The organism is Alistipes sp. An116, from assembly GCF_002161005.1.
Classification (GTDB): domain Bacteria; phylum Bacteroidota; class Bacteroidia; order Bacteroidales; family Rikenellaceae; genus Alistipes; species Alistipes megaguti.
This window is the reverse complement of the sequence record NZ_NFLR01000010.1, coordinates 24,276-50,473: the sequence shown is the minus strand read 5'-3', so window position 1 is coordinate 50,473 and position 26,198 is coordinate 24,276. Positions and strand designations below refer to the sequence as shown.

Annotated in this window: 18 protein-coding genes; 13 read left to right on the top strand and 5 right to left on the bottom strand. The window is 60.5% G+C overall.

Going from position 1 to position 26,198, the window contains the following annotated elements:
* Positions 1-6 precede the first annotated feature (6 nt).
* Positions 7-4,317, bottom strand: a complete 4,311-nt coding sequence (locus B5E60_RS08375; RefSeq protein WP_087311056.1) for a CusA/CzcA family heavy metal efflux RND transporter — start codon at positions 4,315-4,317, stop codon at positions 7-9.
* A gap of 125 nt (positions 4,318-4,442) precedes the next feature.
* On the bottom strand, positions 4,443-4,799 hold the full coding sequence (locus B5E60_RS08370; RefSeq protein WP_087311055.1) for a winged helix-turn-helix transcriptional regulator: 357 nt from the start codon (positions 4,797-4,799) through the stop codon (positions 4,443-4,445).
* Between the two features lie 153 nt (positions 4,800-4,952).
* Here B5E60_RS08370 and B5E60_RS08365 point away from each other — a divergent pair, with 153 nt between their 5' ends.
* From B5E60_RS08365 to B5E60_RS08325, 9 genes are all read left to right on the top strand, one after another.
* Entirely contained in the window at positions 4,953-5,336 is a 384-nt protein-coding gene (locus tag B5E60_RS08365) for a nuclear transport factor 2 family protein (RefSeq protein WP_087311054.1), read from the top strand.
* A 7-nt stretch (positions 5,337-5,343) separates the two neighbouring features.
* Complete coding sequence (locus B5E60_RS08360) at positions 5,344-5,883, top strand: flavodoxin family protein (protein ID WP_087311053.1); 540 nt, start codon at positions 5,344-5,346, stop codon at positions 5,881-5,883.
* A 628-nt stretch (positions 5,884-6,511) separates the two neighbouring features.
* Positions 6,512-7,609: a DUF3575 domain-containing protein gene (locus B5E60_RS08355; RefSeq protein ID WP_162611610.1), complete on the top strand. Its 1,098-nt coding sequence runs from the start codon at positions 6,512-6,514 to the stop codon at positions 7,607-7,609.
* Entirely contained in the window at positions 7,606-8,652 is a 1,047-nt protein-coding gene (locus B5E60_RS08350; RefSeq protein ID WP_087311051.1) for a DUF5119 domain-containing protein, read from the top strand. Before B5E60_RS08355 ends, B5E60_RS08350 begins: the two co-directional genes overlap by 4 nt.
* A gap of 45 nt (positions 8,653-8,697) precedes the next feature.
* Positions 8,698-9,789 carry a fimbrillin family protein gene (locus B5E60_RS08345; RefSeq protein WP_087311050.1) on the top strand — a complete coding sequence of 364 codons (1,092 nt, stop codon included), beginning with the start codon at positions 8,698-8,700 and terminating at the stop codon, positions 9,787-9,789.
* 83 nt (positions 9,790-9,872) lie between these two features.
* Complete coding sequence (locus B5E60_RS08340) at positions 9,873-10,817, top strand: fimbrillin family protein (RefSeq protein WP_087311049.1); 945 nt, start codon at positions 9,873-9,875, stop codon at positions 10,815-10,817.
* 15 nt (positions 10,818-10,832) lie between these two features.
* On the top strand, positions 10,833-12,029 hold the full coding sequence (locus tag B5E60_RS08335) for a fimbrillin family protein (protein WP_087311048.1): 1,197 nt from the start codon (positions 10,833-10,835) through the stop codon (positions 12,027-12,029).
* A 25-nt stretch (positions 12,030-12,054) separates the two neighbouring features.
* On the top strand, positions 12,055-13,845 hold the full coding sequence (locus tag B5E60_RS08330; protein WP_087311047.1) for an RICIN domain-containing protein: 1,791 nt from the start codon (positions 12,055-12,057) through the stop codon (positions 13,843-13,845).
* A 10-nt stretch (positions 13,846-13,855) separates the two neighbouring features.
* On the top strand, positions 13,856-16,990 hold the full coding sequence (locus B5E60_RS08325; RefSeq protein WP_087311046.1) for a DUF4906 domain-containing protein: 3,135 nt from the start codon (positions 13,856-13,858) through the stop codon (positions 16,988-16,990).
* Between the two features lie 118 nt (positions 16,991-17,108).
* Here the strand turns inward: B5E60_RS08325 and B5E60_RS08320 are convergent, their stop codons facing one another.
* The 3 genes from B5E60_RS08320 to ftsH all read right to left on the bottom strand — a co-directional run bounded on the left by B5E60_RS08320 (position 17,109) and on the right by ftsH (position 20,948).
* Positions 17,109-18,188 (bottom strand): alcohol dehydrogenase, encoded by a 1,080-nt coding sequence (locus B5E60_RS08320; RefSeq protein WP_087311045.1) that lies wholly within the window; start codon positions 18,186-18,188, stop codon positions 17,109-17,111.
* Positions 18,189-18,329: 141 nt separating this feature from the next.
* Positions 18,330-18,968, bottom strand: a complete 639-nt coding sequence (locus B5E60_RS08315) for a nitroreductase family protein (RefSeq protein WP_087311044.1) — start codon at positions 18,966-18,968, stop codon at positions 18,330-18,332.
* Between the two features lie 111 nt (positions 18,969-19,079).
* A complete protein-coding gene (ftsH, locus tag B5E60_RS08310; RefSeq protein ID WP_087311043.1) occupies positions 19,080-20,948 on the bottom strand; it encodes an ATP-dependent zinc metalloprotease FtsH in 1,869 nt (622 codons plus the stop codon).
* A 308-nt stretch (positions 20,949-21,256) separates the two neighbouring features.
* On the opposite strand from ftsH, the gene B5E60_RS08305 reads away from it, so the two are divergent.
* The 4 genes from B5E60_RS08305 to B5E60_RS08290 are packed head-to-tail and all read left to right on the top strand — an operon-like array spanning position 21,257 to position 26,057.
* Positions 21,257-22,012, top strand: coding sequence for a UDP-2,3-diacylglucosamine diphosphatase (locus tag B5E60_RS08305; protein ID WP_087311042.1), 756 nt, complete (start codon positions 21,257-21,259; stop codon positions 22,010-22,012).
* Complete coding sequence (locus B5E60_RS08300) at positions 22,012-23,091, top strand: glycosyltransferase family protein (RefSeq protein WP_087311041.1); 1,080 nt, start codon at positions 22,012-22,014, stop codon at positions 23,089-23,091. The genes B5E60_RS08305 and B5E60_RS08300 overlap by 1 nt, the downstream gene beginning before the upstream one ends.
* A 9-nt stretch (positions 23,092-23,100) precedes the next feature.
* On the top strand, positions 23,101-25,155 hold the full coding sequence (gene ppk1 / locus B5E60_RS08295; RefSeq protein WP_087311040.1) for a polyphosphate kinase 1: 2,055 nt from the start codon (positions 23,101-23,103) through the stop codon (positions 25,153-25,155).
* Complete coding sequence (locus tag B5E60_RS08290; protein WP_087311092.1) at positions 25,155-26,057, top strand: Ppx/GppA phosphatase family protein; 903 nt, start codon at positions 25,155-25,157, stop codon at positions 26,055-26,057. Before ppk1 ends, B5E60_RS08290 begins: the two co-directional genes overlap by 1 nt.
* The last annotated feature ends 141 nt before the right edge of the window (positions 26,058-26,198 follow it).

The window sequence follows — 26,198 nt, the reverse complement described above, 5'->3', positions numbered from 1 at the left end:
TTGTTTTTAGCGGTATAATTCGTATTCGAGTGCGGCAATATTGTACTGGTTGAGCGTTTCGACGTAGCCCCGGCGGATCTCAAGCGCCGTATTGAGGCTCAGGATATATTCGGCAATGCTCGTCTCGCTGTTGGCCAACTGGAGCTTGGCGGCGCGGATGAGCGTCTCGGCCTCCGGAAGCGCCGACTCCGTGTAGTAGCGCAGGCTCTCGCCGTAACGCCGCAGCGAGGCTTCGAGCTCGGTCACCCGATTGGTCACCGTGCGCAGGTTCATCTCCGCCTCGTTGCGGGCGATACGGGCATCGGCCTTCGCCTGGCGGATCCGGCTGCGCTGCGAATTGAAGAAGATCGGGAACGATGCGCCCACCACATAGGCGTTCAGTCCCTTGTCCGGAAGGATGTTCTGCCGCTGGTAACCCAGCGAGAACTCCGGGAAGAAGCGGCTCTTCTCCACCTTGACCCGGGCCTCCGCTTCGCGCACCTGCGAGTCGTAGTAGCTGCGCTGAAGATCGGCCGAGACCTCGGGCGTCGGGGTGAACTGACGAAGGGTCGTATCGGCCGGCGCAAGCGGCTGATCCGAGTAGCAGGCCCACTGCAGACGCGCGGCCGCCACCTTGTGCTCCTCCTCGGCCTGGAAGAGCCTGTTGCGCATCTCGGCGGCCATCGTCGCCGTCATGCTCAACTCCAGGCGCGTGATGTCGCCCTGTTCGTAGCGCAGCCGGCTCGTGCGCGAAAGCTCCGTGGCCAGCGTATTCTGGTCGGCATAGAGCCGGCACAGCTCCTGCGTATAGAGGTAGTAGGACCACGCCCGCTTGACCTCGGCCACAACCTCGCGGCGAACCAGCTCCTTGTAATGACCTCCGGTTTCGATCTGCCGGCGGACCAGCGCATTCTTGTAGAAGGGGGTCAGCAGCGAGCCCACCGACTGGGTGATGCTGATCTCCCGGTCGTTGCGCTCCGTTCCGTTGAGCTGGCCGAAGGAGTAGTCGACCGTCGTCGGAGCCAGCTCCCACGACTCGCCGCGCATGGCCCGGCTGCGTTCGATCGACGCCTCGGCCGACTGCAGGCGGGGATGGTTCTCCACGGCCATGGCGACCGCTTCATCGAGGGTCACCCGCTGCTGGCCGTGTCCCTCGGTCGGCAGCACAAGCAGCATCGGCAGCAACAGCATCGGGAAGAAGCGGCGCAGGAACGTGCGGCGACGAAGCAGCGGCGCCTCACCGACCAGCCGGTAGAAGACCGGAACGACGAAGAGCGTCAGAAGCGTCGAGACGAAGAGTCCGCCGATCACCACCGTGGCCAGCGGGCGCTGCACCTCGGCTCCGGCCGTCGTGGCCACGGCCATCGGCACGAAGCCCAGCGAGGCAACCAGACCCGTCAGGAAGACCGGACGAAGCAGATGCTGCGTACCGCGTGCAATGACGCGGCGCGTCGAAAGTGGATAGGGTGTCATGTCACGCAAGGCATTGAAATGGTTGATCATCAGGATGCCGTTGAGCACGGCCACGCCGAACAGGGCGATGAAGCCCACTCCGGCCGAGATGCTGAACGGAAGTCCGCGCAGCCACAGGGCCAGAATGCCGCCGATGATCGACAGCGGCACCGTCGAGAAGACCACCAGCGTGTAGGTCACGCTCTTGAAGGCGAAGAAGAGCAGCAGCAGGATCAGCAGCAGCGCCACGGGGATCACCACCAGCAGCGTGCGGATGGCATTCTGCAGATTCTCGAACTGTCCGCCGTATTCGAAGTAGTAGCCCGGTTTGAGCGAGACGTTCCGCTCGAGGCTCTCCCGGATGGAGGCCACCACCTGCTGGATGTCGGCATCACGCACGTTCACCCCGATCACCACGCGCCGTTTCGTGGCGTCGCGGTTGATCTGCAGCGGACCGTTCACCAGATCGATCGTCGCCACCTCGCTCACAGGAAGCTGGATGCCGTCCGACGTGCGGATGAAGAGCCGGTCGAGGTTCAGGTCGGCCACCTTGCGCTGGTCAAGCCGTACGACCAGATCGAAGCGCCGCTCGTTCTCGAAGACCGTCCCGGCCGTCTCGCCCGCATAGGCCGAGCGGATGATGCTGTTCAGCTCCTCGATATTGATGCCGTAGCGGGCGATCTTCGCACGGTCGTAGTCGACCACCAGCTGCGGAAGACCCATGGCCTGCTCGACCAGCACGTCCGAAGCGCCGGGAACCTGCCCGACATACCGCGCCGCCTCCTTGGCCTTGGCGTAGAGCTCGGCCATATCCTCGCCGTAGAGCTTGATGGCGATATCGGCCTTGGCACCGGTCATCAGCTCGTTGAAGCGAAGCTGGATCGGCTGGCTGAAGTTGAACTCCACGTCGGGAATCGTATCGAGCGCCGCCTTCATCTTCTCGACCAGTTCGGCCCGCGACGTGGCGCTGGTCCACTCCTCGAAGGGCTTCATGACGATCATCACGTCGGCATCCTCCACGGCCATCGGGTCGGTCGGGACCTCCGCCGTACCGATCTTCGCCACCACATGCCTGATCTCCGGGAAGTTGTCCATCAGAATCTGCTCGGCGTGCTCCGAGACGGCGATGCTCCGCGTGAGCGAGCTTCCGGCCGGAAGGGTCATCTGCATGGCGAAGTCCCCCTCGTCGAGCGTCGGGATGAACTCGGCGCCCAGGCGCGTGAAGAGCAGCAGGCTTCCGATGAAGGCCGCCACCGCCACGCCGACCGTCGTCCAGCGGAACCGCAGGCAGACACTCAGACACCGCTGGTAGATGCGGTTCAGCCATACGAAGAAGCGGTCGGCAAGCGTCGGCTTGGCCTGGATGCGCCGCTTGAGGAAGAGCGACGACATCATCGGCACGTAGGTCAGCGAGAGGAACAGTGCTCCGATAATACAGAATACCAGCGTCTTGGCCATCGGCGTGAAGTACTTGCCCTCGATGCCCGTCAGCGTCAGGATCGGGAAGAAGACGATCAGGATGATGATTACGGCGAAGGTCGCCGAGCGCACCACGTTGCCCGCGCCCGAGATGATCTGCTCGTCCATCTCGTGACGCGAGAGCGTCCGGCCGAGGTTCTGACGGCCGTAGAGATGGGCCAGAATACCCTCGACGATCACGATCGAACCGTCGACCACGATACCGAAGTCAATGGCGCCGAGACTCATCAGGTTGGCCGAAACCCCGAACAGCCGCATGAGAATGAAGGCGAAGAGCATCGCCAGCGGGATCACCGACGCCACGATCAGTCCGGCCCGGACGTTGCCCAGGAAGACGATCAGCACGATGAAGACGATGATCGCCCCCTCGATCAGGTTGCGGATGACGGTCGAGATGTTGCGGTTGACCAGCTCCGAACGGTTCAGATAGGGCGAGATCGTGACCCCTTCCGGCAGCATCTTCTGGATCTTCGCGACCCGCGACTCCAACTCCCGGGTCACCACGTTGGCATTCGCACCCTTGAGCATCATGGCGATGCCGCCCACGCATTCGCCCTTGCCGTCGCGCGTCATGGCGCCGAAGCGTTTGGCCGAACCGAACTTCACCGTCGCCACATCACTCACATGGATCGGGATGCCGCCGCGGTTGGCCACGACGATCTGTCGCACGTCGTCCAGCGACGAGATCATTCCCTCCGAACGGATGTAGTAGGCCCGGTTGACCTTTTCGATGTAGCTGCCGCCCGTATTCTGGTTGTTGCGGCTCAGCGCCTCGAAAACATCCCCGATGGTGATGTTGAGCGAATAGAGCGCATCGGGATCCACGGCCACCTCGTACTGTTTGAGGTAACCGCCGAAACTGTTGATCTCGACAATGCCCGGAATGCCCGACAACTGTCGCTTGACAATCCAGTCCTGGATCGTACGCAGCTCCATGGCGTCGTAACGGTCTTCGTAGCCCGGAGCCACATCGAGCGTATACTGGTAGATTTCGCCCAGACCCGTGGTGATGGGCATCATCTCCGGCGTGCCGAGTTCGGGCGGGATCTCGCCGGCCACGGTCTGGATCTGTTCGTTGATCAACTGGCGCGCATCGAGGATCGGAACGCTCTCCTTGAAGACAACCGTCACGACGGACAACCCGAAACGCGACACGGAACGGATCTCCTCGACATGCATGATGTTGCTCATCGCCACTTCGATCGGGAAGGTGATCAGCTGCTCAACCTCCTGGGGAGCCAGCGTCGGTGAAACCGTCACGATCTGCACCTGGTTGTTGGTGATGTCCGGCACGGCATCAACCGGCAACGTCAACATCGCATAGATGCCTCCCGCAAGCAGGAAAAGCATCGTCAACCCGATGAAGAGCTTTTTCGTAACCGCAAAGCGAACTATGGTTTTAAACATACTTTGGTAATATGGATTCGCACAAAAATACACAATCAAGCGTCACATGGTGCAAAAAAAAGGCGGAAAATACCATTTTCCGTCCTGACGCTCCTCAGTCCCCCCCCCTCCCGAACCGCAACAACTTACAGCCGCTGTCGACCGTATTTACGCTCAAAGAGCGCGGCATTGCGCTGCCCCCACTCGATCATCGAGTCGATGATCGGCAGTAGCGTTGCGCCCAGCTCCGAAAGCGCATACTCTGAACGCGGCGGCAATTCGGCATAGATGGTCTTGGTCACCAGACCGTCCTCGACCAGCTCCTTGAGCTGCAGGTCCAGAACCCGCGGGGTCGCCTCGGGAAGATTCCGGTGCAGCTCGCTCGGGCGAAGCGCCCCGTGGCGCAGTTCGTCCAGAATACACGACTTCCATTTCGAGTCCATCAGGCTCATCGTCAGCCGCAGCGGGCAATCCAGATCTACGGGTATCTTGCGTTCGTACATGGCACTCCTTCTTTTCTCAACGCAAAGATAGGAATATCCCCCGATATCAGGGATATACCGAATAATTTTTCAGTAGCCGAAACATTTTTCGGTACTTGATTCGCCGGCCGGTTCTGCGTAATTTTGTCCGTGTAAAACCAATACCTGTTTCCCATGAGAGCAAGCATCGAAACGTATCGGGCCGTCGAAGCGGCCGCCCGAAAATTCGTGCAGAGCGTCGCCGAAGGCAACAGCCGCCCGGCCCGCGAACTGTTTATCGACGAGGCCGTGCTGTTCGGCTATCTGGACGGCCGGCTCGAACACGGCTCCATCGAGCAATTCTACCACAACGTTGACACCGTACCGGCCGGAAAGTCGTTCAAGGCACGCATCGACGTCCTCGACGTCGAGGAGACACTGGCCGTCGTGCGCGTGCTGGAGGAGAAATGGGGCGGACGCATCGACTTCACGGACTACCTGCTGTTGATGAAGATCGACGGTGAATGGCGCTGCGTGGCCAAGGCCTACAACCAGAATTCGGATACCATTCAAAAATAAGAGCCCCATGAAAATGACGGTAATCACGGGAAGTCCCCGCAAAAACGGCAACAGTTTTGCCATGACCGATGCCTTCATCCGCGCAGCCCGCGAACTCGGGCACTCGGTCGAACGTTTCGACGCCGCCTTCCTCCAGATCGGCGGCTGCCACGCCTGCATGACCTGCTACAAGACGGGCAAGGCCTGCTCGTTCAACGGGGAGTTCGATGCCATCGCCTCGTCGATCCTCACGTCCGATGCCGTCGTCTTCACCATGCCCGTTTACTGGTACTCCATTCCGGCACAGATCAAGGCGGTGATCGACTGTCTCTTCTCGCTCGTCGTGGGCGGGAAGTCCGTCGCCGGCAAAAAATGCGCCCTGATCGCCTGCTGCGAGGAGGAGGAGATGACGGTGCTGGACGGCGTGCGGATCCCGATGGAACGCACCGCAGCACTGCTCCAATGGGAGATGGTCGGCGAAGTGCTCATCCCGGGCGTGCTGAACGAAGGCGACATCGACCGAACCGACGGCTGCCGACAGGCGGCCGAACTGGCCCGGAAATTCTGAAAAACGATCATACCCAACGATTTCCGACGGGTGCTCATGCGAAGAGTCCAGGTCCGGGCCTTCGGTGAGCGCCCGTTTTTTAGGTGCACGGGAACCGGATGAATATCCCGCAGCGGGGCCCGACAGCGGTACCGCGGGACAGACCGGCGCCCAAATCAGAGCCATTCAAATCCTTCAAACGGTTTCTTTCGAAACCTTTCGCAACTTTTTCTTTCATTTTATGGCCTGTTTTTCGTATTAATATGAAAAAGGGCCATTTAGGAGAAGAAAAAATTGATCATTACAAGAATAATGCATATCTTTGCAGTCCTAAACCTCCGAGACCTATACTCAGCCCGCGAGAAAAGGTAATTTCTTCCGGGATGCGTGATGAATGACAGTGGCTCAGTATTTCCGGAGAAGAAGTTACTTTCTTATGCAGATCAATACGACACTTGCACTCATTTGTCTGGTGGGTCTTGCTCTTCCGGCCATGAGTCGGGAAATACCGGCTCCATCCCGTGGAGGGGGGGGGAATTTTTCCGACCCGATAAAGGCTGACTCATCGTGTATCGTCGACCGATTCGCTCTCTACTACTGGAGAGACCGGATCGATCTTGATGACGAATATCTCGACAACCGGTGGCAGATGGACCGGATTCGGCACTATCTGGCCAATTCACCGCACATCGACAGCATCACCATCTATGCCTACGCCTCACCCGAAGGCGTCTACGAGCACAACGTCTGGCTGGCACGCAAACGCGCCGAAGCCGCCCGGCGTTTCGTCCTTGCGCACATTCCTGCCGATCGGAATTTCGACGCGGACCGCATCCGGCTCTGCCCGATGAACGAAAACTGGGAGGGCCTGACCCGGGAACTCGAGGCCAACTACCATCGCAACGACCGCGACAAGGTCCTCGCCATCCTCGAAGCTCCCGTGCGGAACGATACCAAAAAATGGAGGCTTCAGCAACTCGACAACGGTTACACCTATAAATATATTATCCGCAACCACATGCCCCGGCTGCGTCTGGCAACGTGGATCTGCATCTGGCAGAAGCCGCAGCAGAATCCCGTAGGCAAACCGGTGGAGTTCGCCGTGGAAGAGCCCGTCAAGAGTCCGCTCACGCCCCTTGCCGGCATCGGGCAGCAGGATACGGCCGCCTGGAAGAAACGAACCATCGTGGCGCTGAAGACCAATATGCTGTATGATGCAGCAACGGCGCTCAACTTCGCAATCGAGGTTCCCTTCAACGAAAAATTCTCGATCCTCTACGAACACCACTGCCCCTGGTGGCTCACCGGCAGCAACCGCTACTGTCTGCAGCTGCTCTCCTTCGGCGGCGAATTCCGCTGGTGGTTCAAGCCCAAAACCCAACCCGAAACCCCGCGCAGAGTGCAGCGCGACGCACTGGTCGGACACTTCCTCGGCGTTTACGGCATGGGCGGAAAGTTCGACCTGCAGGCCAACCGGACCTTCTGCTATCAGGGCGAGTTCTTCAGCGCAGGACTGACCTACGGGTACTCCATGCCCATTGCCAAACGCGTCAATCTCGAATTCTCCATCTCGGCCGGCTATGCGCGTATCCCCTACCGCCACTACAACCCCACCGATGATTGGGAACTGCTGATCCGCGACCGCAACAAATCGGGCGTCTGGCACTATTTCGGCCCCACGAAGATCGAAGTCGCGCTCAGCGTGCCCCTGCTCGTCAAAACCAAGGTGAAAGGAGGTAACCGATGAAACGCTCGATCACTTTACTGCCCGCGACAGCCGCCCTGCTCGCGACGGCCCTGCTTACGACCCGTTGCGAACGCCGTCCGCTCGTGGACGCCGGCAATACGCACTACGTCCGGGTCTACATCGACGAGGAGATCAAGAACGTCACGACGGGATTCTACAACCCCTCGCTCGTCAAACCCGACTACGCGACACCCGAAATGTTCCGTGTCGCCCTCTACGATCTGACAACCGGTCAAATCGCCGCCGAACGCTACCTGCGCAACCGACATACCGATGCCCGCGGCGTCTACTACGACGGCTACATCGTCGCCGAACCCGGCGACTACCGGCTGCTGACCTACAACTTCGGAACCGAGACAACGATCATCGATCAGAGCCACTTCTACCACGAAGCCGTGGCCCGTACGAACGAAATCTCCACCGTGCTGCGGCACTCGCTCTCCGTGCGCGCCGGAGGCGACGAGGAGCGGATCGTCTACGGCCCCGACCACCTCTTCGTGGACCGGCACTCCGGACTGTCGATCGCCCCGAGGGAGGATGTCGACACGCTCTACAACGCCGCAGGAGACCATTTTACGGCCCGGAGCATCGTCCTTTCATACTACCTGCAGGTCCGCGTCAAGGGGGCCCAATGGATCTCTTCGGCCGCCGGCCTCATTACCGGCATGGCCGGTTCGGCCACGCTCAACGACGGGCAGGCCCGCGAGGAGGATCCCGTTACGGTCTACTTCGAAATGCACCGCGGAGGCCTCGATACCAACGAACCGTTCATCTACACGACATTCCACACCTTCGGCAAGCTGCCCGACGTGAACAACGAACTCTCCATTACGTTTGACGTCCGCACCACCGACGGCCGCGCCCTGACCACCACGATCGACATTACGGACAAATTCTCCGAACCCGATGCCATCGAACACCAGTGGATCCTGCTCGACCAGGTGCTCAACATCCCCGAGCCCGAAGAGCCCGAAGGCAGCGGCGACGGATTCGCTCCGGGCGTCGACGACTGGGAGGACATCGAAACCGACATCATCATCTGACAACTTATAATATTCTCTCTATCCATTTATTTAACACCCAATTTTATGAAAAAAGTTTTGCTTTTGGCAGCCACGGCGGGCATTGTGCTCTCCAGCTGCGTGAAAAACGAACCGGCCGACACGTTCGGTGCGTCGGATTCGAAGATCACGTTCGAAGCTCCGGCCGTAGGCGCCACGACCCGTGCCATTCCGGGCGAAATCGACAACGCGGCAGCCTATCCCGAGAGAGAGTCGTTCAACGTCTGGGGTTGGTATCACGAAAATGACTACACCTCCTTCGAAGACTCGGGCAACGCGTGGACCAACTACATGACCCAGAAGGACGGCAAACCCATCACGGTAGCCAAAGAGGGCAACACCTGGGCTCCGGAGACGGACTATTTCTGGCCCAAAACCGGTAAGCTGACCTTTGCCGCCTACTCGCCTGCCGATGCCGCAGGTACCTACACCCACACGGCCAATGGTCTGCAGATCGCCGGATTTACGGTTCCCGCAATCGGCGATCAGTACGACCTGATGTACAGCGACCGTGCCTACAACCGTACCAGCTCGGACAACAACTATTCGGGAAGTGCTACGAATACCTATGACGGGGTCGACATCGTCTTCCACCACGCCTTGTCGTCGATCGTCTTCAAGGTCGGCACCAAGGAGAATTACTCGACGGGAGCCGACATCGACTTCAAGATCAAGAGCATCACGATCAAGAATGTCTACAATGCCGGTAACTTCAACGAGACGCTGACCGACGGAAGCGGTTCGACGACCCGCACTCCCGCCTGGACGGCAACCGGCAATGCAGATGCCCAGTATGTCGCATTCACGGGTGACTTCGCCGTACCCGAGGATAAGACCTACACGGAGCCCACGGGCGCTGCCGATCTGATCCTGCTTCCGCAGTCGTTCGAAAGCAACACCGCTGCCGTTGTCGAGATTGTTTACACCTATGGAACGGACGCTTCGGGTGCGATCGAGGCTACGGAGACCTTCAATCTGAACAGCACGACGAATGCCAAGGCCTGGGAGCCCAACAAGCGCTACACCTACCGCATTATCTTCGGTCTGGACAAGATCACCTTCGCTCCCATTGTCGAGAACTGGGAGGATGTGACCGTCGAGCCCGACATCAACCTGTAATCCGCCCGCGGAGGCGAAACCTATTCCGCAATTTGCCTGCGGACGGGGTGATACCCGCCGCAGGCCCTAAAGACCTGACAAGCATGAAAAACCCACTCTTTCGGATCCTTCTCGCTTCGGCTGCCGCCTCGCTGATCGGCGCCGGCTGCGTGAATGAAGACCGCGACCATCACGATCCCGTCGTAAGGCTCGCGTTCGAACCCGTCATGCAGGCACAGGTACGCTCGGACACCGCCCCGGAGGACGACGCAGCAGCCTACTCCATCGAAGACCATTTCGGGGTCAGCGGCTGGTCGCTCGACAAAGAGTCCTCCTGGAAAGCCGAAGCCAAAAGCGCCGACAGCTATCTGGCCATGGAACGTCTCGTCCGGAACGGGAATCTCTGGTACCCCGACCCGGAACTGGACTGGCCGTCGGATCAGTACACGCTCTCCTGCATCGGGTTTGCACCGTTCGAGGCCGCCACGGCCTGCACTCCGTCGGAAGGCGTCGTCTTCGACGGAGTGGACACCTCGTCGGACCCCGGCGACCTCCACTACACCGAGCCCCAGACCGATCTGGCCAAAAGCCACAACGGCGGAATCATTCCCCTGCCGATGATCCCCGCACTCTGCAAAGTCGACTTCCGGGTGCGCAGCGTCTCGGGGTACGAATCCACACGCGTCTATGTCCGCAGCATTACGCTCGCCGGAATCGCGCTGAAGGGCCGCTTCCAGTCGCTGCCCGAGCCGAAGTGGACGCTCGAGGATCCGGCAGATGAGCGTCTTCTCTTCTTCGAAGGCGATCAGGAGGCGGTATATACGCCGCAGATCGTCGGCTCCGCACGGCGCATCATCCCCCAGGAGCTCGACGGCACGATCAACGTCGTCTATCAGTTTGTGACCCCGGCCGGCGGCCGTCTCAACCAGGAGGAGAAGGACCTGCCCCTCAAGGTTGCGCTCGAAGCCGGCCGCCACTACGTCTTCACGCTGGCCGTCAGCCCGGCCGGCGTCGAGGTAATTCCCGAAAATCCCTCACAACTCGAATAAAAACGCCCGACACGCATGATACGAACATTCAAATACCTGATTCCGATCCTCTCGGTTGCGGTGTGGAGCTGCTCCACTCCCGATACCGGAGGCGCTTCGATGCCCGAAGCCGGAACCGTGCCCATCAGCTGGAAGGTGGAAAGCGTCGACTCTCCCTCTTCCCGCTCGCTCGTGGGCCCCGAATTCGACGATGAGGGGAATCCCTACACCGATCGCGACTGGATCACCCTCGAACAGGCCTGCACCCCGACCGGAAACGGCGGCGAAGGTCAGGCCATCGGTATCTGGGCCGACTACACCTATACCGACAGCCAGGGCAACCAGAAGACCAACCGCAATATCTTTGCGGGCACCCGGCTCATCTATGCCGAAAAGGCCAACGGGAACCCGTGGAGCAAGTGGAACTACGAAGGAAACGACCTCTACTGGTTCAAGGGCGGCCAATACAAGTTCCGCGCCTACTACCCCGCGCAGATCGGCGACAACGTCATCTCGTCGGCCACGGCCTCGACCTTCGTCATCGAATACCCGACCCACGACATGCAGGAGGATCTGCTGCTGGCCTACAACCACGTCAACACGACCGATCCGCAGGTCGACCTCAATCAGCCCGTCGCGCTCCGATTCAGCCACGGTCTGGCGGCCGTCCGGTTCCTCGTCAAGGCCACCTATTCGAACACCGACTACCTTACTTCGTGCTGGCTTCAGAACGCCGCTTCGCGCGACTTCGCCACCTCCGGAATCCTCGCCTACGGATCGGAGACCGACGCGGAGAGCATCTCCTGGATCAACGGCTACAATCCGCCCGTCACCGAACGGATCTATTACTGGAAAAACTCGGGTGTCGAATTTTCGGCGGACCCCGCGGCCGGAACCTCAACCCCGGCCATGGCCTACACCCGGACCGGAACCTCGGAGGGTGAACTCTTCGCTCAAAACAACGGCTGGGTGCTGATCCTCCCCCAGCAATCGTCCGGGAACCTGCAGTTCTGCTTCACGACCCGGAGCGGCGAAGAGGCCGTCTATCGTGTCTCCATCCCCAAGGTGACCGAGCGCATCAAGGCCAGCGACGGCTCCGTGGCCGAAAGTACGGAATACCTCCCCGGAAAACGGTATACCTATACGATCTCGATCACCGAAACCAACCTCATCCTCGATCTGACGGTCGCCGACTGGAACGAACGCGAATCGTCACATAGCATCGTCTTCTGACAACGCCCCAAATTCAGCAACCATCATGTACGGCAAACTCTCCATACGCTATCTCGTTCCGATGCTCCTGGCGGCCCTCATCGGGTGCCGGCAGGCTGAAGAGGCCAGTCCCGTGACCCCCGACTCGCCCCGCGAACCGGCCAGTCTGGTCCTGACGTCGGACTTCTCGGCCCTGATCGCCTCCGCATCCCGGACCAACGACGCCGACGACAACACCATCCGCCACGTCTCGCTCTTCCTGATCAACTACCTCGAAAACCGGCTCGTGGCCTACCGCACTATCTATCCCGACGAGCAGACATACGACGATCGGGATGCCGAAAACGGCTTTGTCAACGAGGCTACCGGCGAGGTCGATCCCGCGCTGACCTCCGGGAAGGTGGTCCGCGTGACGTTCAACTACAACGATCCGAAACATGGACTGGCCGAAAAACTGACCCGCGGCACCTATCTCCTGCTCGCCGTGGCCAACTACTCGGAATCGGATCAGTTCGGGAACTCCGGAATCGCCCGGCAGATCAGCGACCTGATCGATCGCTACCGGAAAACGCCGGCAACCGGTATCAGCAACTTCCGCCAGGAGTGCGGCAACTTCTATGATCTGGTGCTGCAAATCCCCGTCAAAACCGACCAGAACAACCAGCAATACGCCCCCTACGTACGCCCCGGGAATGTCTCCATTCCGCTGAGCAACATGCAGACGCTGAATCTGATCTCCGGTACGAACCGCATGAGCGCCGAACTCAAGCACACGTGCGCCCGCCTGAGAATCGACATCTGCAACTACAGCGAACTGCCGCTGACGGTCGAGGATCTCTCGCTGAGTGACAACTTCACCCAGTCGGCCTGCTACCTCTTCTCGCGGGCCGACGGCGAAAACTACACCGATGCGGTCGTAAACGCAAACAGCGGCAAGGGTGCTCCGGTCACAACCGACGCAAATGCACTCGTTCCCTTCGTCGAAAATACCGTCGTCACCAGGGATATGGGAGTCAAGACGCTCTTCGACGGACTGATCTACGAAAGCCGCGACGAGGTGAACAACTACACCTACACGATCGGGGTCAACTACGGAAACAAGGACCTCACCCGCTACGAACTCAAGAACGGCGGACAACCCGTCACCTCGCTGTACAACATGCAGGCACAGGGTCCCTATTTCCTGATCAAACGCAGCGACGCCGACAACTACCTCTATGTCGAAAACGACAAGGTATACGCTTCGACCGACAGCCGGACTCCCCAGCAGATTCTCGATCAGTGCGCCGGCGCAAACTACTATTACAACTATGTCTGGGAACTCGTATGGAGTGGAAACGGATCGGGCTACTACCTGAAAAACGTCCAAACCGGCGACTACATCGACAAAATCACCACCATATCAGGCACAACCGAAAGTTACCGGCTCGGGATGGTCGATCAGGCAGGCCGGGACAATAGCAGCTACTCCATCAGCATGTCCGGCAACTATTACCTCTTCATCTCGGACTATTACAGAAACCGCTACGGAACCGATGCCTACATCAACGTCCGGGCTGACACCTCTACCGCTACGGTCGTCGGATGGGACGGCAACGGCTCATGGTCGCAGTTTGCACTCTATCCCGTAGAACCGCAGCAAGGACTGGGCAGCCGGCAGCAAGTCGTGCTCAGGACCATCGACAAGGCGAGCGGTGTGGTGAGCGACGTGCACGAAATCCAACGCAACGACTTCATCCGCGTGCTGGTCGAGGTGTCGTACAACCCCGACAAGGGCGACTTCGAATTCTACGTCAACGACTGGGAAATCGGCGGCGGCGAGATAACCTTCAATTGATTCTGCGCGTATGAAACGATTCATAATACTCTGTCTGTCGACGCTCGGTCTGCTGACCGCAGGCTGCGTCAAGGAGCCTGAACTCGACGCTTCGCCGGTCGGCGAAGGCGAGGTATGGGCCACGCTCGACTTCGGGCACACCGATTTCGAGAAAATTCAGGTCACCACCCGCTCGACGCTCGGTCTGATTGCCGAATCGCGCGTTACGAACCTCTATGTCTTCCTCTTCGACCGCAACGGGAACCGCGTCTACGGCCACTACTTCGACTACGACAACAAACGGTCGACCCGCTCTGAGGTCGTTGCGGCCAACGTCAACTGCTGGATGGTCGACAACCTCATGAATGAAGGCGAGCAGACCCGCGGTACGATACGCATGAAGATTCCCCAGCTCTCGGGCGGTACCTTCTACCTGGTGGCCAACCTCGATACCGACATGTTCAACATCTCGGCCGACAAGTTCAGCTTCATCCGTACGCGCGCCGAACTCGAGGCCATGGCGGCCGTGCTCAATCAGGAGATCACCTCCCGCAACGGCATGTTCCCCATGACGGGTCTGGCCGAAAACATCACCATTACCGAAAACGGAATCACCTCCCAAACGGGCGGCAGCGTCGAGATACCGCTGACCCGCATGGATTCGAAGATCGAAGTCCGCATCCGTCCCGCCGTCGGCAACGAAACCCTCGTCGACGACGGAGGTACGGAGACCATTCAGCGGATCAAGGGGTTCACCCCCGAATCGTGGCATGTTGTCAACCTGCCCAAGGGTTCGTTCCTGGTCGAACATCCCGTTACGGACGCGGGCGGCTACGACGCAGACAGCGGATTCTTCGACAGCCCCGAGGTCAACTTCGAAACCCAGACCGAAGAGAGTTTCTCCTACGTCAACGGCAACGGAACGCAGACGACCGTCACGGCTCCCGTCTACGGGTTCTCGTTCTATGCCTACGAAAACCGGCCCGCAGCCAAAAAGAGCGTTCCGGAATACCATCTGCGCGACAAACGGATCAAGGATGAGACGGGGGCCTACGATACGACAAACGGATTGTGGGAGTATGCCCCCGAGACGGCCACCTATCTGGTCATCAAGGGCGAAGTGGTCATGGATGTCGACGTCAGCTCGGAGGCCAAAACCCAGACACTCAACGCTTCGGTTGTCTACTACATCCACCTGGGAGACATAGCCAACGACCTGAGCGACTTCGGTGTCAAGCGCAACACGCACTACACCTATACCGTCACCATCAAGGGCGTGGAGAACATTCAGGTCGAGGTGTCGACCAACGTCGAGAATGAATCCGGCGCCACGGGACACGTCTACATCGCCAAGGAGTCGATCTACACCTTCGACGCCCATTACGGCCAGCGTGTCTTCGCCTTCGACCAGGAGTCGATCACCTCGGAGGATGTCACCTGGTACGTAAAGACTCCGTTCGGCCGCGAGGGCATGCCCGAGGTAGTCAACGGCGCCGAGATCCCGAACGGTCTGGACTACAAGTGGGTGACGTTCCGTATCAACGAGATCGAGCCCTCGGGGCAGTACAGCCACCGCAACCGGAGCTACCACCCCGACGAGGTGATGGACGTCATCGAATTCTGCAGCTACATCCGCGAGCAGAAGACCCTCTTCGATAACAACCGGCCGAACGACTTCCGTCTGGAGGAAGATCTCGAACTCAAGCGGCAATACCCCGACCGTCCGGACATCTACAACCGCTACCGGATCTACGCCACGATCTTCGTCGACGAGTACTACTACGACAAGGACCCCATCTCGGGCGAGGTAAGGTCGACGCTCTGGAAGGAGTTCATCAACCAGCCCAACCGTACGATGCACATCCTCTGCGACACGGATTTCAGCGCCGACGGCGACAGTTCCACGACCGGCAGCGTCGTGACCATCCGTCAGCACTCGATCCAGTCGATCTTCGACACCACGAACGAAGAGCTCAGCACGGCCTGGGGCGGCGAGACAATCGACGAAACCGAAGGACACCTCTGGTTCTACAACCGCACCGAACGCCACGGTACCGAGTCCTACAACCGGATGGACTTCGGCAATACCTCCCGCTCGAACGGACTCTACAACACGGCCCGACTCTGGGAACTGACCGACGGAAACGGGAACTTCAGCTACAAGCAGTGGAACGATTACCTCGATTACGACCGCGAGAACGACCATGAACAACTCTTCCTCAAGGACGATGACAATATTGCGACAGCCCGCTATACCTGTCTGATGCGCAACCGCGACGAAGACGGCGACGGCGTCATCGAGGCCTCGGAAATCAAATGGTATCTGGCGTCGATCCAGCAGTTGACGGCGCTCTACGTCGGCGATCAGGGCCTCTCGAACGACGCCAAACTCTACGACCGCTACAACGGTTACGGAAAGGATGACAGGGACGAAAACGGTTCGATCTATTGGCGCCGCCACATCATCAGCAGCACGCGTTGGGGTGGCTCCGATCTGGCCAACTACCCCACCATGCTCTGGGCCGAGGAGGGACTCTCGACGAGTGCCTACCAGCAATACAGCACGGGCAACAATGCAAAACCAGGCCGATACACCGTCCGCTGTGTCCGCAACCTGGGTATGGACCCCGCCAGCGAGTCCGAAGCCGTGGCCGCCATGAACGACGTCAACCACACGCCCGAATACTCGATCCGCTTTCAAACCGTCGAGGAGAACAATAACTCCACATCGGTCTACAAGTTCGACATGTCGCGGGTCAACAAAAAATCGACCCGTTACTACACCTCCCGCGAACTGGAACCCGGCGACGAGTACTCGGAATCGGCCCGCGTCTATTCCGCATTCGAAACCGGTCCGCTGGTGACCTTCACCGGCGGCGGCTACAACGCCCTGAAAGATATGATCGAACGCGGCGATTCGCCCTGTCCCGACGGATACCGTACTCCGAATATCCGTGAGGCCAGTCTGATGTCGAACTACATCACGTCGGATGTGAATAAGAACTGGTGGAACAACCGGTATTCGCTCGTCAATACCTTCTATTCACTCGGAGATTTGGGCAAATTCTACGACTGGGGCGTATCGTGGTACTGCACCGGCAATCACGTTACCATCGCACAGCCCAGCAACGCCACCTCGATCCGCTGCGTGAAAGATATCAAATAAACCGACGGGCGGAACAACCGCAAACTCTTCCGGAAAACAAGCCGGGAGGCAGATCGAAGGATCTGCCTCCCGGTTTTTCCGTTTTCACCATCCGCGGACGTCAAGCCGGGCTCCGGAATCAAAAGGAGCATTTCCGACCGCCGCTCCGGGAGTCTTCATCGGAATCGGGTTCGATGGCCACCTTGATCACCCCGTCGTCGTGGTGCTCGAAGAGGTAATAGGCTTCGTCGATCCGGCTCAACGGGTAACGGTGCGTGATGAACGGCGTGGTATCCAGTTTGCCCGCCTCGATCAGCCGGAGGATCTCCGCACAGTCGCACCCGTCGACGCCGCCGGTCTTGAAGGTGAGGTTCTTGCCGTACATCTCGGGCAGCGGAAGCACCTGCGGCCGGTCGTAGAGCGCCACGACCGTCACGATCGCATTGGGACGTGCACACTCCCACGCCAGACGGAAGGTATCCTCACCGCCGGCCACCTCCAGCACACGGTCGGCTCCGCCGTGGTCGCTGTGACGGAGGACAAAGTCGCGGCATTCGGCCGGACCCGTCACCAGCACCTCGGGATAATGGTCGCGGACGAATTGCTGCCGCTCGGGATCCCGTTCGCAGACGATCACCCGTCTGGGCTGCCGAAGCCGCACGCAAAGCAGCGTACAGAGTCCCGTCGGGCCGGCTCCGAGGATCAGGACCGTATCTTCGGGAGTGATCTCCGAGATGCGCGCCGCCCAGAAGCCCGTAGCCAGGATGTCCCCGACGAACAGCGCCTGCGAATCACTCACGGAGGCGGGAATCGGGGTCAAACCCTGATCGGCATGGGGCACCCGCACGTATTCGGCCTGACCGCCGTCGATCCGGCAGCCGAGAGCCCAGCCGCCGTCGGGATCGGTGCAGTTGTTCACGTAGCCGTGGCGGCAAAAGAAGCACTCGCCGCAGAAGGTCTCGACGTTGACCGCCACCCGATCCCCCGGACGGACCGTGGTCACACCGGCCCCGACGGCCTCCACCACGCCGACCATCTCGTGTCCGACGGTGATGCCCGGAACGGCCCGCGGCACACTCCCGTGTTTGATATGCAGGTCGCTCGTGCAGATGCTGCCGAGCGTCACGCGGACCAGCGCATCGCGCGGATCCAGCAAACGGGGCATCGGCTTGTCGAGCAGCTCGAAACGCCCCTTTTCAACATACGTGCAGGCTAACATGAATACCTCATTTATCTGCGCACAAAGATAACCATTCGCGTCCGATATTGTACCCAAAAAAGAAGGGAATTCAGGAGGTTCGCCAATCCCGGAGGGAAGAGAGCGACACGGCGGGAGCCGGAGTTGGAACCGAAAGGCTGATCAGCGGCCGATCAGCAGATCGTCGAGACGGACCTTCGGCACGTAGTGCACCCCCTCGCGCCGGTAATAGGCATGGCTTTCGCCGGCTGCGATCTCGGTCAGTTCGATCCGTTCGGCACCCCGGCCGATGGCCAGAATCAGCAGCGGGTCGAGAGGCAGGCCGAGCGTCTCCCGCACCCGCGCGGGGTTGAAAGCCCCGATGCAGATGCCGTTCAGCCCGATCTCGGCAGCCCGCAGCAGCATGCTCTGCGCCGAGATGCCGAGGTCGATATCCACATAGCGATCTTCGGGGACCGTCGAACAGATGACGATGAAGGCGTTGGGTTCGGTGCCGGGCAGCGGAAGGTGCAGCTCGGGGAGCGCCGCCCCGAGGCGGATCAGCGGCAGCAGCTGCGGCGCCTCGTCGGCAAGGACCGGCCGGAAGCGCAGCACCTGCCGGTTGCGGGCCGACGGAATGCGGGTATTGACCTCGATCAGGGTCCGCAACTGGTCCTCCCGGACCACAAAACGGGAATCATACCCCCGGTAACTGCGATTGCGGAGCAAGAGTCTGGTAAGTGTCACGGCGGGCCGGTGTACGGGAGCCTCGGCCCGCGCCCGATACTCCTCCATCTTCCGTTCCAGGTAGTTGTCAGCCATATATGTTCAGAATGATTTGCCGCCGCAAATTACAAAATCCCCGGCGGAAAAGCAAGATCCCGAAACCGGGCGGGCGGTTTCGGGATCGAAAGACGGAGTCGTCGGCGCGGATCAGGCCGCAGCGGTGTGTTTGCGGACGATGCGCATGAACTCCTCGCCGGTGATCGTTTCGCGCTGCATGAGATAGTCGGCCGCCTCGTCGAGGATCGCACGGTGCGACGAGAGGATCTCCCGAGCCTTCCCGTGGGCCTCCTTCACGATGCGCAACACCTCACGGTCGATATCGGCGGCCGTCTCCGAGGAGCAGGTCAGTGAATTGTCGCCCCCCAGATAGGCGTTGTTGACCGTCTCAAGCCCCATCATGTCGTACTTGTCGCTCATGCCGAAGCGGGTGACCATGGCGCGGGCCAGCCGCGTGGCCTGCTCGATGTCGTTCGAGGCCCCGGTGGTGATGCTTCCGAAGACCAGCTCCTCGGCCGAACGTCCGCCCGTCAGCGTTGCAATGCGGTTGAAGAGGTTTTCGCGGCTCAGCAGTACCTGTTCGCCCTCGTCGACCTGCATCGTATAGCCAAGGGCTCCCGACGTTCGCGGAATGATCGTGATCTTGTGAACGGGCGCCGAGTCGGTCTGCAGGGCAGCCACCAGCGCATGGCCGATCTCGTGGCAGGCAACAATGTGCTTCTCCTCGGCGGTGAGCACCGAATGCTTCTTCTGCACCCCGGCCAGCACCGTCTCGACACTCTCCTCGAGATCGGACGTCGTCACCAAGCGGCGCCCCTGCCGCACGGCCCGCAGCGCCGCCTCGTTGACGATATTGGCCAGTTCGGCCCCCGACGATCCGGCCGTGGCCTGCGCCACGATCGAAAGATCGACCTCGTCGTGTTTCACCTTGGCCAGATGCACCTCCAAAATGGCCTTGCGCCCCTCGAGATCGGGCAGCTCCATCTGGATGCGGCGGTCGAAACGTCCCGGACGCAGCAACGCCCGATCGAGGCTCTCGGGACGGTTCGTGGCGGCCAGAATCACGACGCCCTTGCGGCCGTCGAAGCCGTCCATCTCGGTCAGCAACTGGTTGAGGGTCTGTTCGCGTTCGTCGTTGCCGCCGAACGTCGAGTCGCGGCGCTTGCCGATGGCGTCGATCTCGTCGATGAAGATGATGCACGGAGCCTTTTCCGAGGCCTGCTTGAAGAGGTCGCGGACCTTGGCCGCACCCATGCCGACGAACATCTGCACGAACTCCGACCCCGAAAGGGCAAAGAACGGCACTTTGGCTTCACCGGCCACGGCACGTGCAATGAGCGTCTTGCCGGTTCCCGGAGGACCGACCAGCAGGGCGCCCTTCGGCAGCGTGGCACCGATTTCGGCGTATTTCTTCGGATTGTGCAGGAAGTCGACGATCTCGGTCAGCGCCTCCTTGGCCTCGTCCTGACCGGCCACGTCGGCAAACGTGGTCTTCACGTCCGAATCGGCGTAGATCCGGGCTCCGCTGTTGCCGAACGAAAGGAAATTCCCGCCGGCTCCCATGCGGGCCTGAATGCTCCGGCTGGCCTGTTTCCAGAGCATGAAGAAGATCAGTCCCGGAAGGATCCACATCAGAATAAAGTTGAGAATCGGCGAATTCTCCTCGGGGACAACCTCCGTGAAGGAGATCTTGCCGCTGTCGTTCGGGCTGGAGGCCGTCAGCAGCCGATCAACCAGTTCGGGATCTTCGACGGCTCCGGTGCGGAACGTTGCGGTTTTGCCCTCGTCGGTCCGGGCCGTAAAGTAGATCTGGCCGCTCTTGATCATCACCTCGCAGACCTTGCCGGCATTGACCTGCTCGACAAAGGTGCCGTAATCGGTCGTGGTGATCCGCCCCGGGCTGAAAAGCGGAAAAACGAATGCGTTGAGAAACAACACGATCAAAACGCCCCACAAAATTGCCGGAAAAGGATTGCCGCGGCGTGGAGCGGGCGTTGGTGTTTCCTGTTTGTTGTTCATGCGTCGAAATTGTTTGATTCGGCCACAAAGATCCGCTTTTCCGGCGGGAAACAATCCCCGATTTGCCATCAAGAGTGTCGAAATGTTCGTCAAATGGTCCTGACGGCTGCTGATCCGTGCAGCAAAATCGGTTTCCCGTGCGAAGCAATGACCCTGACAACACCTGCCCGGCCCCGGAGGCTGCCCGGCCCGGCCGGAACTCCGCACCGAAGATTCCACCCCACCGGTTTGTCACAACAATGTCACATTCATGTCGCACGGGCGAAAAAACGTTCGCATTCCTTTGTCGTGTCAACAGGAATAGTGAGATGTCCGAAACCAAACACTTCAAGACCATCGTAATGTCCGATGTCCACCTCGGGTCGAAATGGTCGAAGGCCAAGGAGGCTAACCGTTTTCTGAAGTACCATACCTGCGACACGCTGATCCTCTGCGGCGACATCATCGACGGCTGGGAGCTTCTGCGCGGACGGCGCGAAAAGTGGAAACGCCGCCATACGAACTTCATCAGCCGCCTGCTCGACCTCCAGCACGACACCCGCATCATCTATCTGCGGGGCAACCACGACGACTTTCTCGACCGCATCCTGCCGCTTCAGTTCGCCAACATCTCCATTCAGAAGGATTACACCTACACGAGTTGCGGGAAGCGTTACTACGTGCTTCACGGCGACGTCTTCGACCACGTGACCTCCTCGATGCGGTGGCTGGCCAAGGCGGGCGACGTGGGCTACTCGCTGCTCATGTGGGTCAACCGGCTCTACAACCGCCGCCGCCAGCGGCGCGGCCTGCCCTACTACTCCGTCTCGCAGCGGATCAAACAGAAGGTCAAGGCGTCGGTTTCGTACATCAGCGACTTCGAACAGCATCTGGTCCGTGTGGCCCGGCAGAAGGGGTGCGACGGCGTCATCTGCGGACACATCCACCAGGCCGACCAGCGGATGATCGGCGAGATGCTCTACCTCAATTCGGGCGACTGGGTCGAGTCGCTGACAGCTCTGGCCGAAGACTACGACGGCACGTGGCGGATCCTCCGCTACGAAGAGGACAAACCCGAACGGTGATGCGTTATCTCTTTGTCATTCAGGGGGAGGGGCGCGGCCACCTGACCCAGGCGCTGTCGCTGGCCTCGATGCTGCGCCGCCACGGTCACGAGATCGTCGGGGTGCTGGTCGGGCGCAGCCCCGAGCGGCGTCTGCCGGAGTTCTTTGTCCGGAAAATCGGCCTTCCGATCACCGAATTCGAGGCTCCGCAGTTTGCCTTCGACCGCTCGAACCGCAGCGTCAGCCTGCTGCGCACGCTGCTGTGCAACCTCTCGCCGCGCCGCGCCAGGGCCTTTGACCGCAGCATGCACCTGATCCGCGACCGCATCCGCGAACTGCGCCCCGACCGGATCGTGAACTTCTACGAACTGCTCACCAGCCTGACCGTCCGCCGCTTCGGGATCCGCATTCCGATGACGGGCATCGCCCACCAGTTTCTGCTCAACCACTCGCGCTATCCCTTCGCCCGTCACACCGGCATCCAGGGACGGCTGCTGCGGCTTCATGCCCGACTGACGGCCTGCGGATGTTCGGAACTGCTGGCCCTCTCGTTCCGGCCCGACGAGGCCGACACTCGCCACCACATCCGTGTCGTACCCCCGCTGCTGCGCCGCGAAGCCCTCAGCGGCGTTTCGTCGAACGGGGATTTCATCCTCGGATACATGGTCAACAACGGCTTTGCACGCGATCTGCGCAGCTGGTGCGGCAACCATCCCCAATGTTCCGTCCACGTCTTCTGGGACCATCCGCTCTCGCCCGAGACGTGGTACGCCGAGGGGCGTCTGGTTCTTCACCGACTCGACGACCGGCTTTTTCTCGACATGATGCGCAGCTGCCGGGGCTACGTCACCACGGCCGGATTCGAATCGGTCTGCGAGGCGATGTACCACGGCAAGCCGATGATGCTCATCCCGGCCCACATCGAACAGCGGATCAATGCCGCCGATGCGGCCGCCTCGGGGGCCGGCATTACGGCCGATCGTTTCGACCTGGACCGATTCAACGCCTTTCTCGCCCGCCGGCCCCAACCCGATCCGGGGTTCCGCCGCTGGGTCGACTCGGCCGAAGGGCATTTTCTGCAACTTCTGACCCGATCGTAAAATCCCGATATGGACTATTCGTTCAACAACCGCGAGTTGAGCTGGCTCTCGTTCAACGAACGGGTTCTGCAGGAGGCGCAGGACCCGAGCGTTCCGTTGCTCTCGCGCCTGCAGTTCCTGGGCATCTACTCCAACAACCAGGATGAATTTTTCCGGGTCCGCATCGCCAACCTGATGCGGCTGAAGCGTTCGCGCAAGCAACGCAACCGACTTCTGCTTGGCGGATATACCCCGGCCGCCCTGCTCGAGGCGGTGAGCCGCCGGGCCGACCGCGGGCAGGAGCTTTTCGTCTCGACCTATCGCGACATTCTCAGCCGGATGGAGGCGTGCGGCATCCGCGTCGTCGACGAAAAACACCTCTCCGAGTCGCAGCAGCGTTTCTGCCGCGACTACTTCGCCACGGTGGTCTCGCCGCGTCTCGTGCCCCTCATCCTGCGCAAATCGGTCAAGATTCCCTTCCTTCCCGACGGGAACGCCTATCTGGGCGTGAAGATGACCTGCGACGAGGAGCGTTCGACCCGCTATGCCGTCGTCTGCATTCCGGTCAGCTCGGTCTGTCCGCGTTTCGTCGTGCTCCCCTCCGAGGAGGGGCACAGCGACGTGATCTTTCTCGACGACGTGATCCGCCTGATGATCGACGACATCTTCTTCATGTTCACCTACGACCGGATCTCGGTCCATACGTTCAAGATCATGCGAGACGCCGAACTGACGATCGACGACGACGTCTCGAAGAGTCTCTTCGAACGCATTGCCGAAGGGGTCGAGGAGCGTCGCTACGGCTCTCCGATCCGCCTGATCTACGACCGTCAAATGCCGCAGGATCTGCTCGACGTACTGGTCGGCAAGCTGAAACTTAAACCCGAAATGCTGGCTCCGGGCGAACGCTACCACCTGATGAAGGATCTGATGAAGTTTCCGCGGGTGCGTCCCGAGCTGCTCACGGCCAACCCCGAGCCGCTGCATCATCGCGACATTCACCCCTTCCAGAGCATTCTGAAGGTGGTGCGGCGCCGCGACCTCTTTCTCAACTACCCCTACCACCCGTTCCAGCACTTCATCGACTTTCTGCGCGAGGCGGCGATTGATCCGCGCGTCGAGAGCATCTTCATCACGCTCTACCGCACGGCCGAACACTCGAAGGTGATCAACGCCCTGGTCAACGCCGCCCGGAACGGCAAACAGGTGGCCGTGCTCGTCGAGTTGAAGGCGCGCTTCGACGAGGAGCAGAACATCGAACACACCGATCTGCTCCAACGCGAAGGGGTGCGCATCCTGCATACGATCGAGGATCTGAAGGTGCACAGCAAGATCGTGCTCATCGAGCGTCACGAAGGATCGGGCCTGCGCGGCTACGCCTACATCGGCACCGGGAACTTCAACGAGGATACGGCGCGCATCTACAGCGACTACGGTCTGCTGACGGCCCACCGGGGCATTGTCGAGGATGTGCGCAACGTCTTCGGCTTTCTGATGAACAGCCACAAGCGCTACCGCTACAAGCACCTGCTGGTCTCGCCCTACTACATGCGCGACGCCTTCACCGAACTCATCGACCGCGAGATCCGCAATGCCCGCAAGGGCCGTCCGGCCTACATCCGGGCCAAGTGCAACTCGCTGACCGACGAGCGGATCATCGAACGCCTCTACGAGGCCGGGCGAGCCGGCGTGGAGATCCGGCTGATCGTGCGCGGGGCCTGCTGCCTGCAGCCTGCGGTCCAGGGGATGAGCGACCGCATCCGGGCCATCAGCATCGTGGACAAGTACCTCGAACACGCCCGGCTCTACCTCTTCGCCAACGGCGGCGACGAGGTGGCCTACATCGGATCGGCCGACTGGATGTCGCGCAACCTCGACCGGCGGGTCGAGGTCTGCACACCGATCCTCGACCGGCAGATTCTGCAATGTCTCCACCGGGTCTTCGACCTGCAGTGGGCCGACAACGTCAAGGCCCGCGACCTGGCCGACCAGGAGCATAACCCCCATATTGAAGCGGCTCCCGGAGCCGAACGCCTCCGCAGCCAGACCGCCCTCTACGACTTTTACAAGGAACAGGAAAAATGATGAATCGAGAGACTTTCGGAGCCATCGATATCGGCTCGAACGCCATCCGGCTGCTGATCGACTATGTGGAACAATACGAGGATCAGCGTACGGAGTACAAGAAGGCTGCCTTCGTGCGGGTTCCCGTCCGTCTGGGCGACGACGTCTTCCTGCGGGGGCATATCGGCAACGACCGTGCCGAGGCGCTGTGCGACGCCATGCAGGGATTTGCGGCGCTGCTCCGGGCCTACGGCGTGCGCGACTACCGCGCCTGCGCCACCAGTGCCATGCGCGAGGCGGCCAACAGCCGCGACATTCTCGAACGCGTACGGCTTCGCAGCGGCATCACGGTCGAGACGATCAGCGGCGAAGAGGAGGCCGAGACGATCTTTGCGGCCGGGGGACTCAAGGAGCGTCTCGATCCGGCGAAAAGCTACCTTTATGTCGACGTGGGCGGCGGCAGCACCGAGATCGTCGTCTACGCCCTGGGACGGAAACAGGCTGCCGAATCGTTCCGCCTCGGGACGGTCCGCATCCTGAGCGGGGCGACCGACCCGGCCGAATGGAAACGGTTCGAGGAGTGGCTGGTCCGAATGGCCGAGGCCTACCGTCCGACGGTCATCATCGGTTCGGGCGGCAACATCAACAAGGTGCACAAGCTGCTCGAAAAGCGGTCCCGGGAAGCGATCCGCGCCAAGGAGCTCACGGCCCTCTATGAGCGGCTGCGGAGTCTGAATGTCGTGCAGCGCATGGAGCAGTTCTACCTGAATCAGAGCCGGGCGGAGGTGATCGTTCCGGCTCTTGGGATCTTCACCGACGTGACACGCCTCTGCCGGATCGGGACGATCGATGTTCCGCGACAGGGACTGGCCGACGGCATCATCCGGCAACTTTACCGCCAATATAATCTCCCATACCGGTAAACCAAGGAAGAGCACAATCGCCCGCTTGCGGAAAAAGCCCGTCGCCTCGACCGCGAATTGCGCACCGCAGGTTGCATCACCCTCGCCGAGCTGTCCGCCCAGACGACACTCACCGCCGAGGAGCTTCTGCCGGCACCCGGC

What these genes read in the sequence shown, in the direction of transcription:
- B5E60_RS08375 (WP_087311056.1), bottom strand. Translation starts at nt 4,317, where the DNA reads ATGTTTAAAACCATAGTTCGCTTTGCGGTTACGAAAAAGCTCTTCATC.
- B5E60_RS08370 (WP_087311055.1), bottom strand. Translation starts at nt 4,799, where the DNA reads ATGTACGAACGCAAGATACCCGTAGATCTGGATTGCCCGCTGCGGCTG.
- B5E60_RS08365 (WP_087311054.1), top strand. Translation starts at nt 4,953, where the DNA reads ATGAGAGCAAGCATCGAAACGTATCGGGCCGTCGAAGCGGCCGCCCGA.
- B5E60_RS08360 (WP_087311053.1), top strand. Translation starts at nt 5,344, where the DNA reads ATGAAAATGACGGTAATCACGGGAAGTCCCCGCAAAAACGGCAACAGT.
- B5E60_RS08355 (WP_162611610.1), top strand. Translation starts at nt 6,512, where the DNA reads ATGGACCGGATTCGGCACTATCTGGCCAATTCACCGCACATCGACAGC.
- B5E60_RS08350 (WP_087311051.1), top strand. Translation starts at nt 7,606, where the DNA reads ATGAAACGCTCGATCACTTTACTGCCCGCGACAGCCGCCCTGCTCGCG.
- B5E60_RS08345 (WP_087311050.1), top strand. Translation starts at nt 8,698, where the DNA reads ATGAAAAAAGTTTTGCTTTTGGCAGCCACGGCGGGCATTGTGCTCTCC.
- B5E60_RS08340 (WP_087311049.1), top strand. Translation starts at nt 9,873, where the DNA reads ATGAAAAACCCACTCTTTCGGATCCTTCTCGCTTCGGCTGCCGCCTCG.
- B5E60_RS08335 (WP_087311048.1), top strand. Translation starts at nt 10,833, where the DNA reads ATGATACGAACATTCAAATACCTGATTCCGATCCTCTCGGTTGCGGTG.
- B5E60_RS08330 (WP_087311047.1), top strand. Translation starts at nt 12,055, where the DNA reads ATGTACGGCAAACTCTCCATACGCTATCTCGTTCCGATGCTCCTGGCG.
- B5E60_RS08325 (WP_087311046.1), top strand. Translation starts at nt 13,856, where the DNA reads ATGAAACGATTCATAATACTCTGTCTGTCGACGCTCGGTCTGCTGACC.
- B5E60_RS08320 (WP_087311045.1), bottom strand. Translation starts at nt 18,188, where the DNA reads ATGTTAGCCTGCACGTATGTTGAAAAGGGGCGTTTCGAGCTGCTCGAC.
- B5E60_RS08315 (WP_087311044.1), bottom strand. Translation starts at nt 18,968, where the DNA reads ATGGCTGACAACTACCTGGAACGGAAGATGGAGGAGTATCGGGCGCGG.
- ftsH (WP_087311043.1), bottom strand. Translation starts at nt 20,948, where the DNA reads ATGAACAACAAACAGGAAACACCAACGCCCGCTCCACGCCGCGGCAAT.
- B5E60_RS08305 (WP_087311042.1), top strand. Translation starts at nt 21,257, where the DNA reads ATGTCCGAAACCAAACACTTCAAGACCATCGTAATGTCCGATGTCCAC.
- B5E60_RS08300 (WP_087311041.1), top strand. Translation starts at nt 22,012, where the DNA reads ATGCGTTATCTCTTTGTCATTCAGGGGGAGGGGCGCGGCCACCTGACC.
- ppk1 (WP_087311040.1), top strand. Translation starts at nt 23,101, where the DNA reads ATGGACTATTCGTTCAACAACCGCGAGTTGAGCTGGCTCTCGTTCAAC.
- B5E60_RS08290 (WP_087311092.1), top strand. Translation starts at nt 25,155, where the DNA reads ATGAATCGAGAGACTTTCGGAGCCATCGATATCGGCTCGAACGCCATC.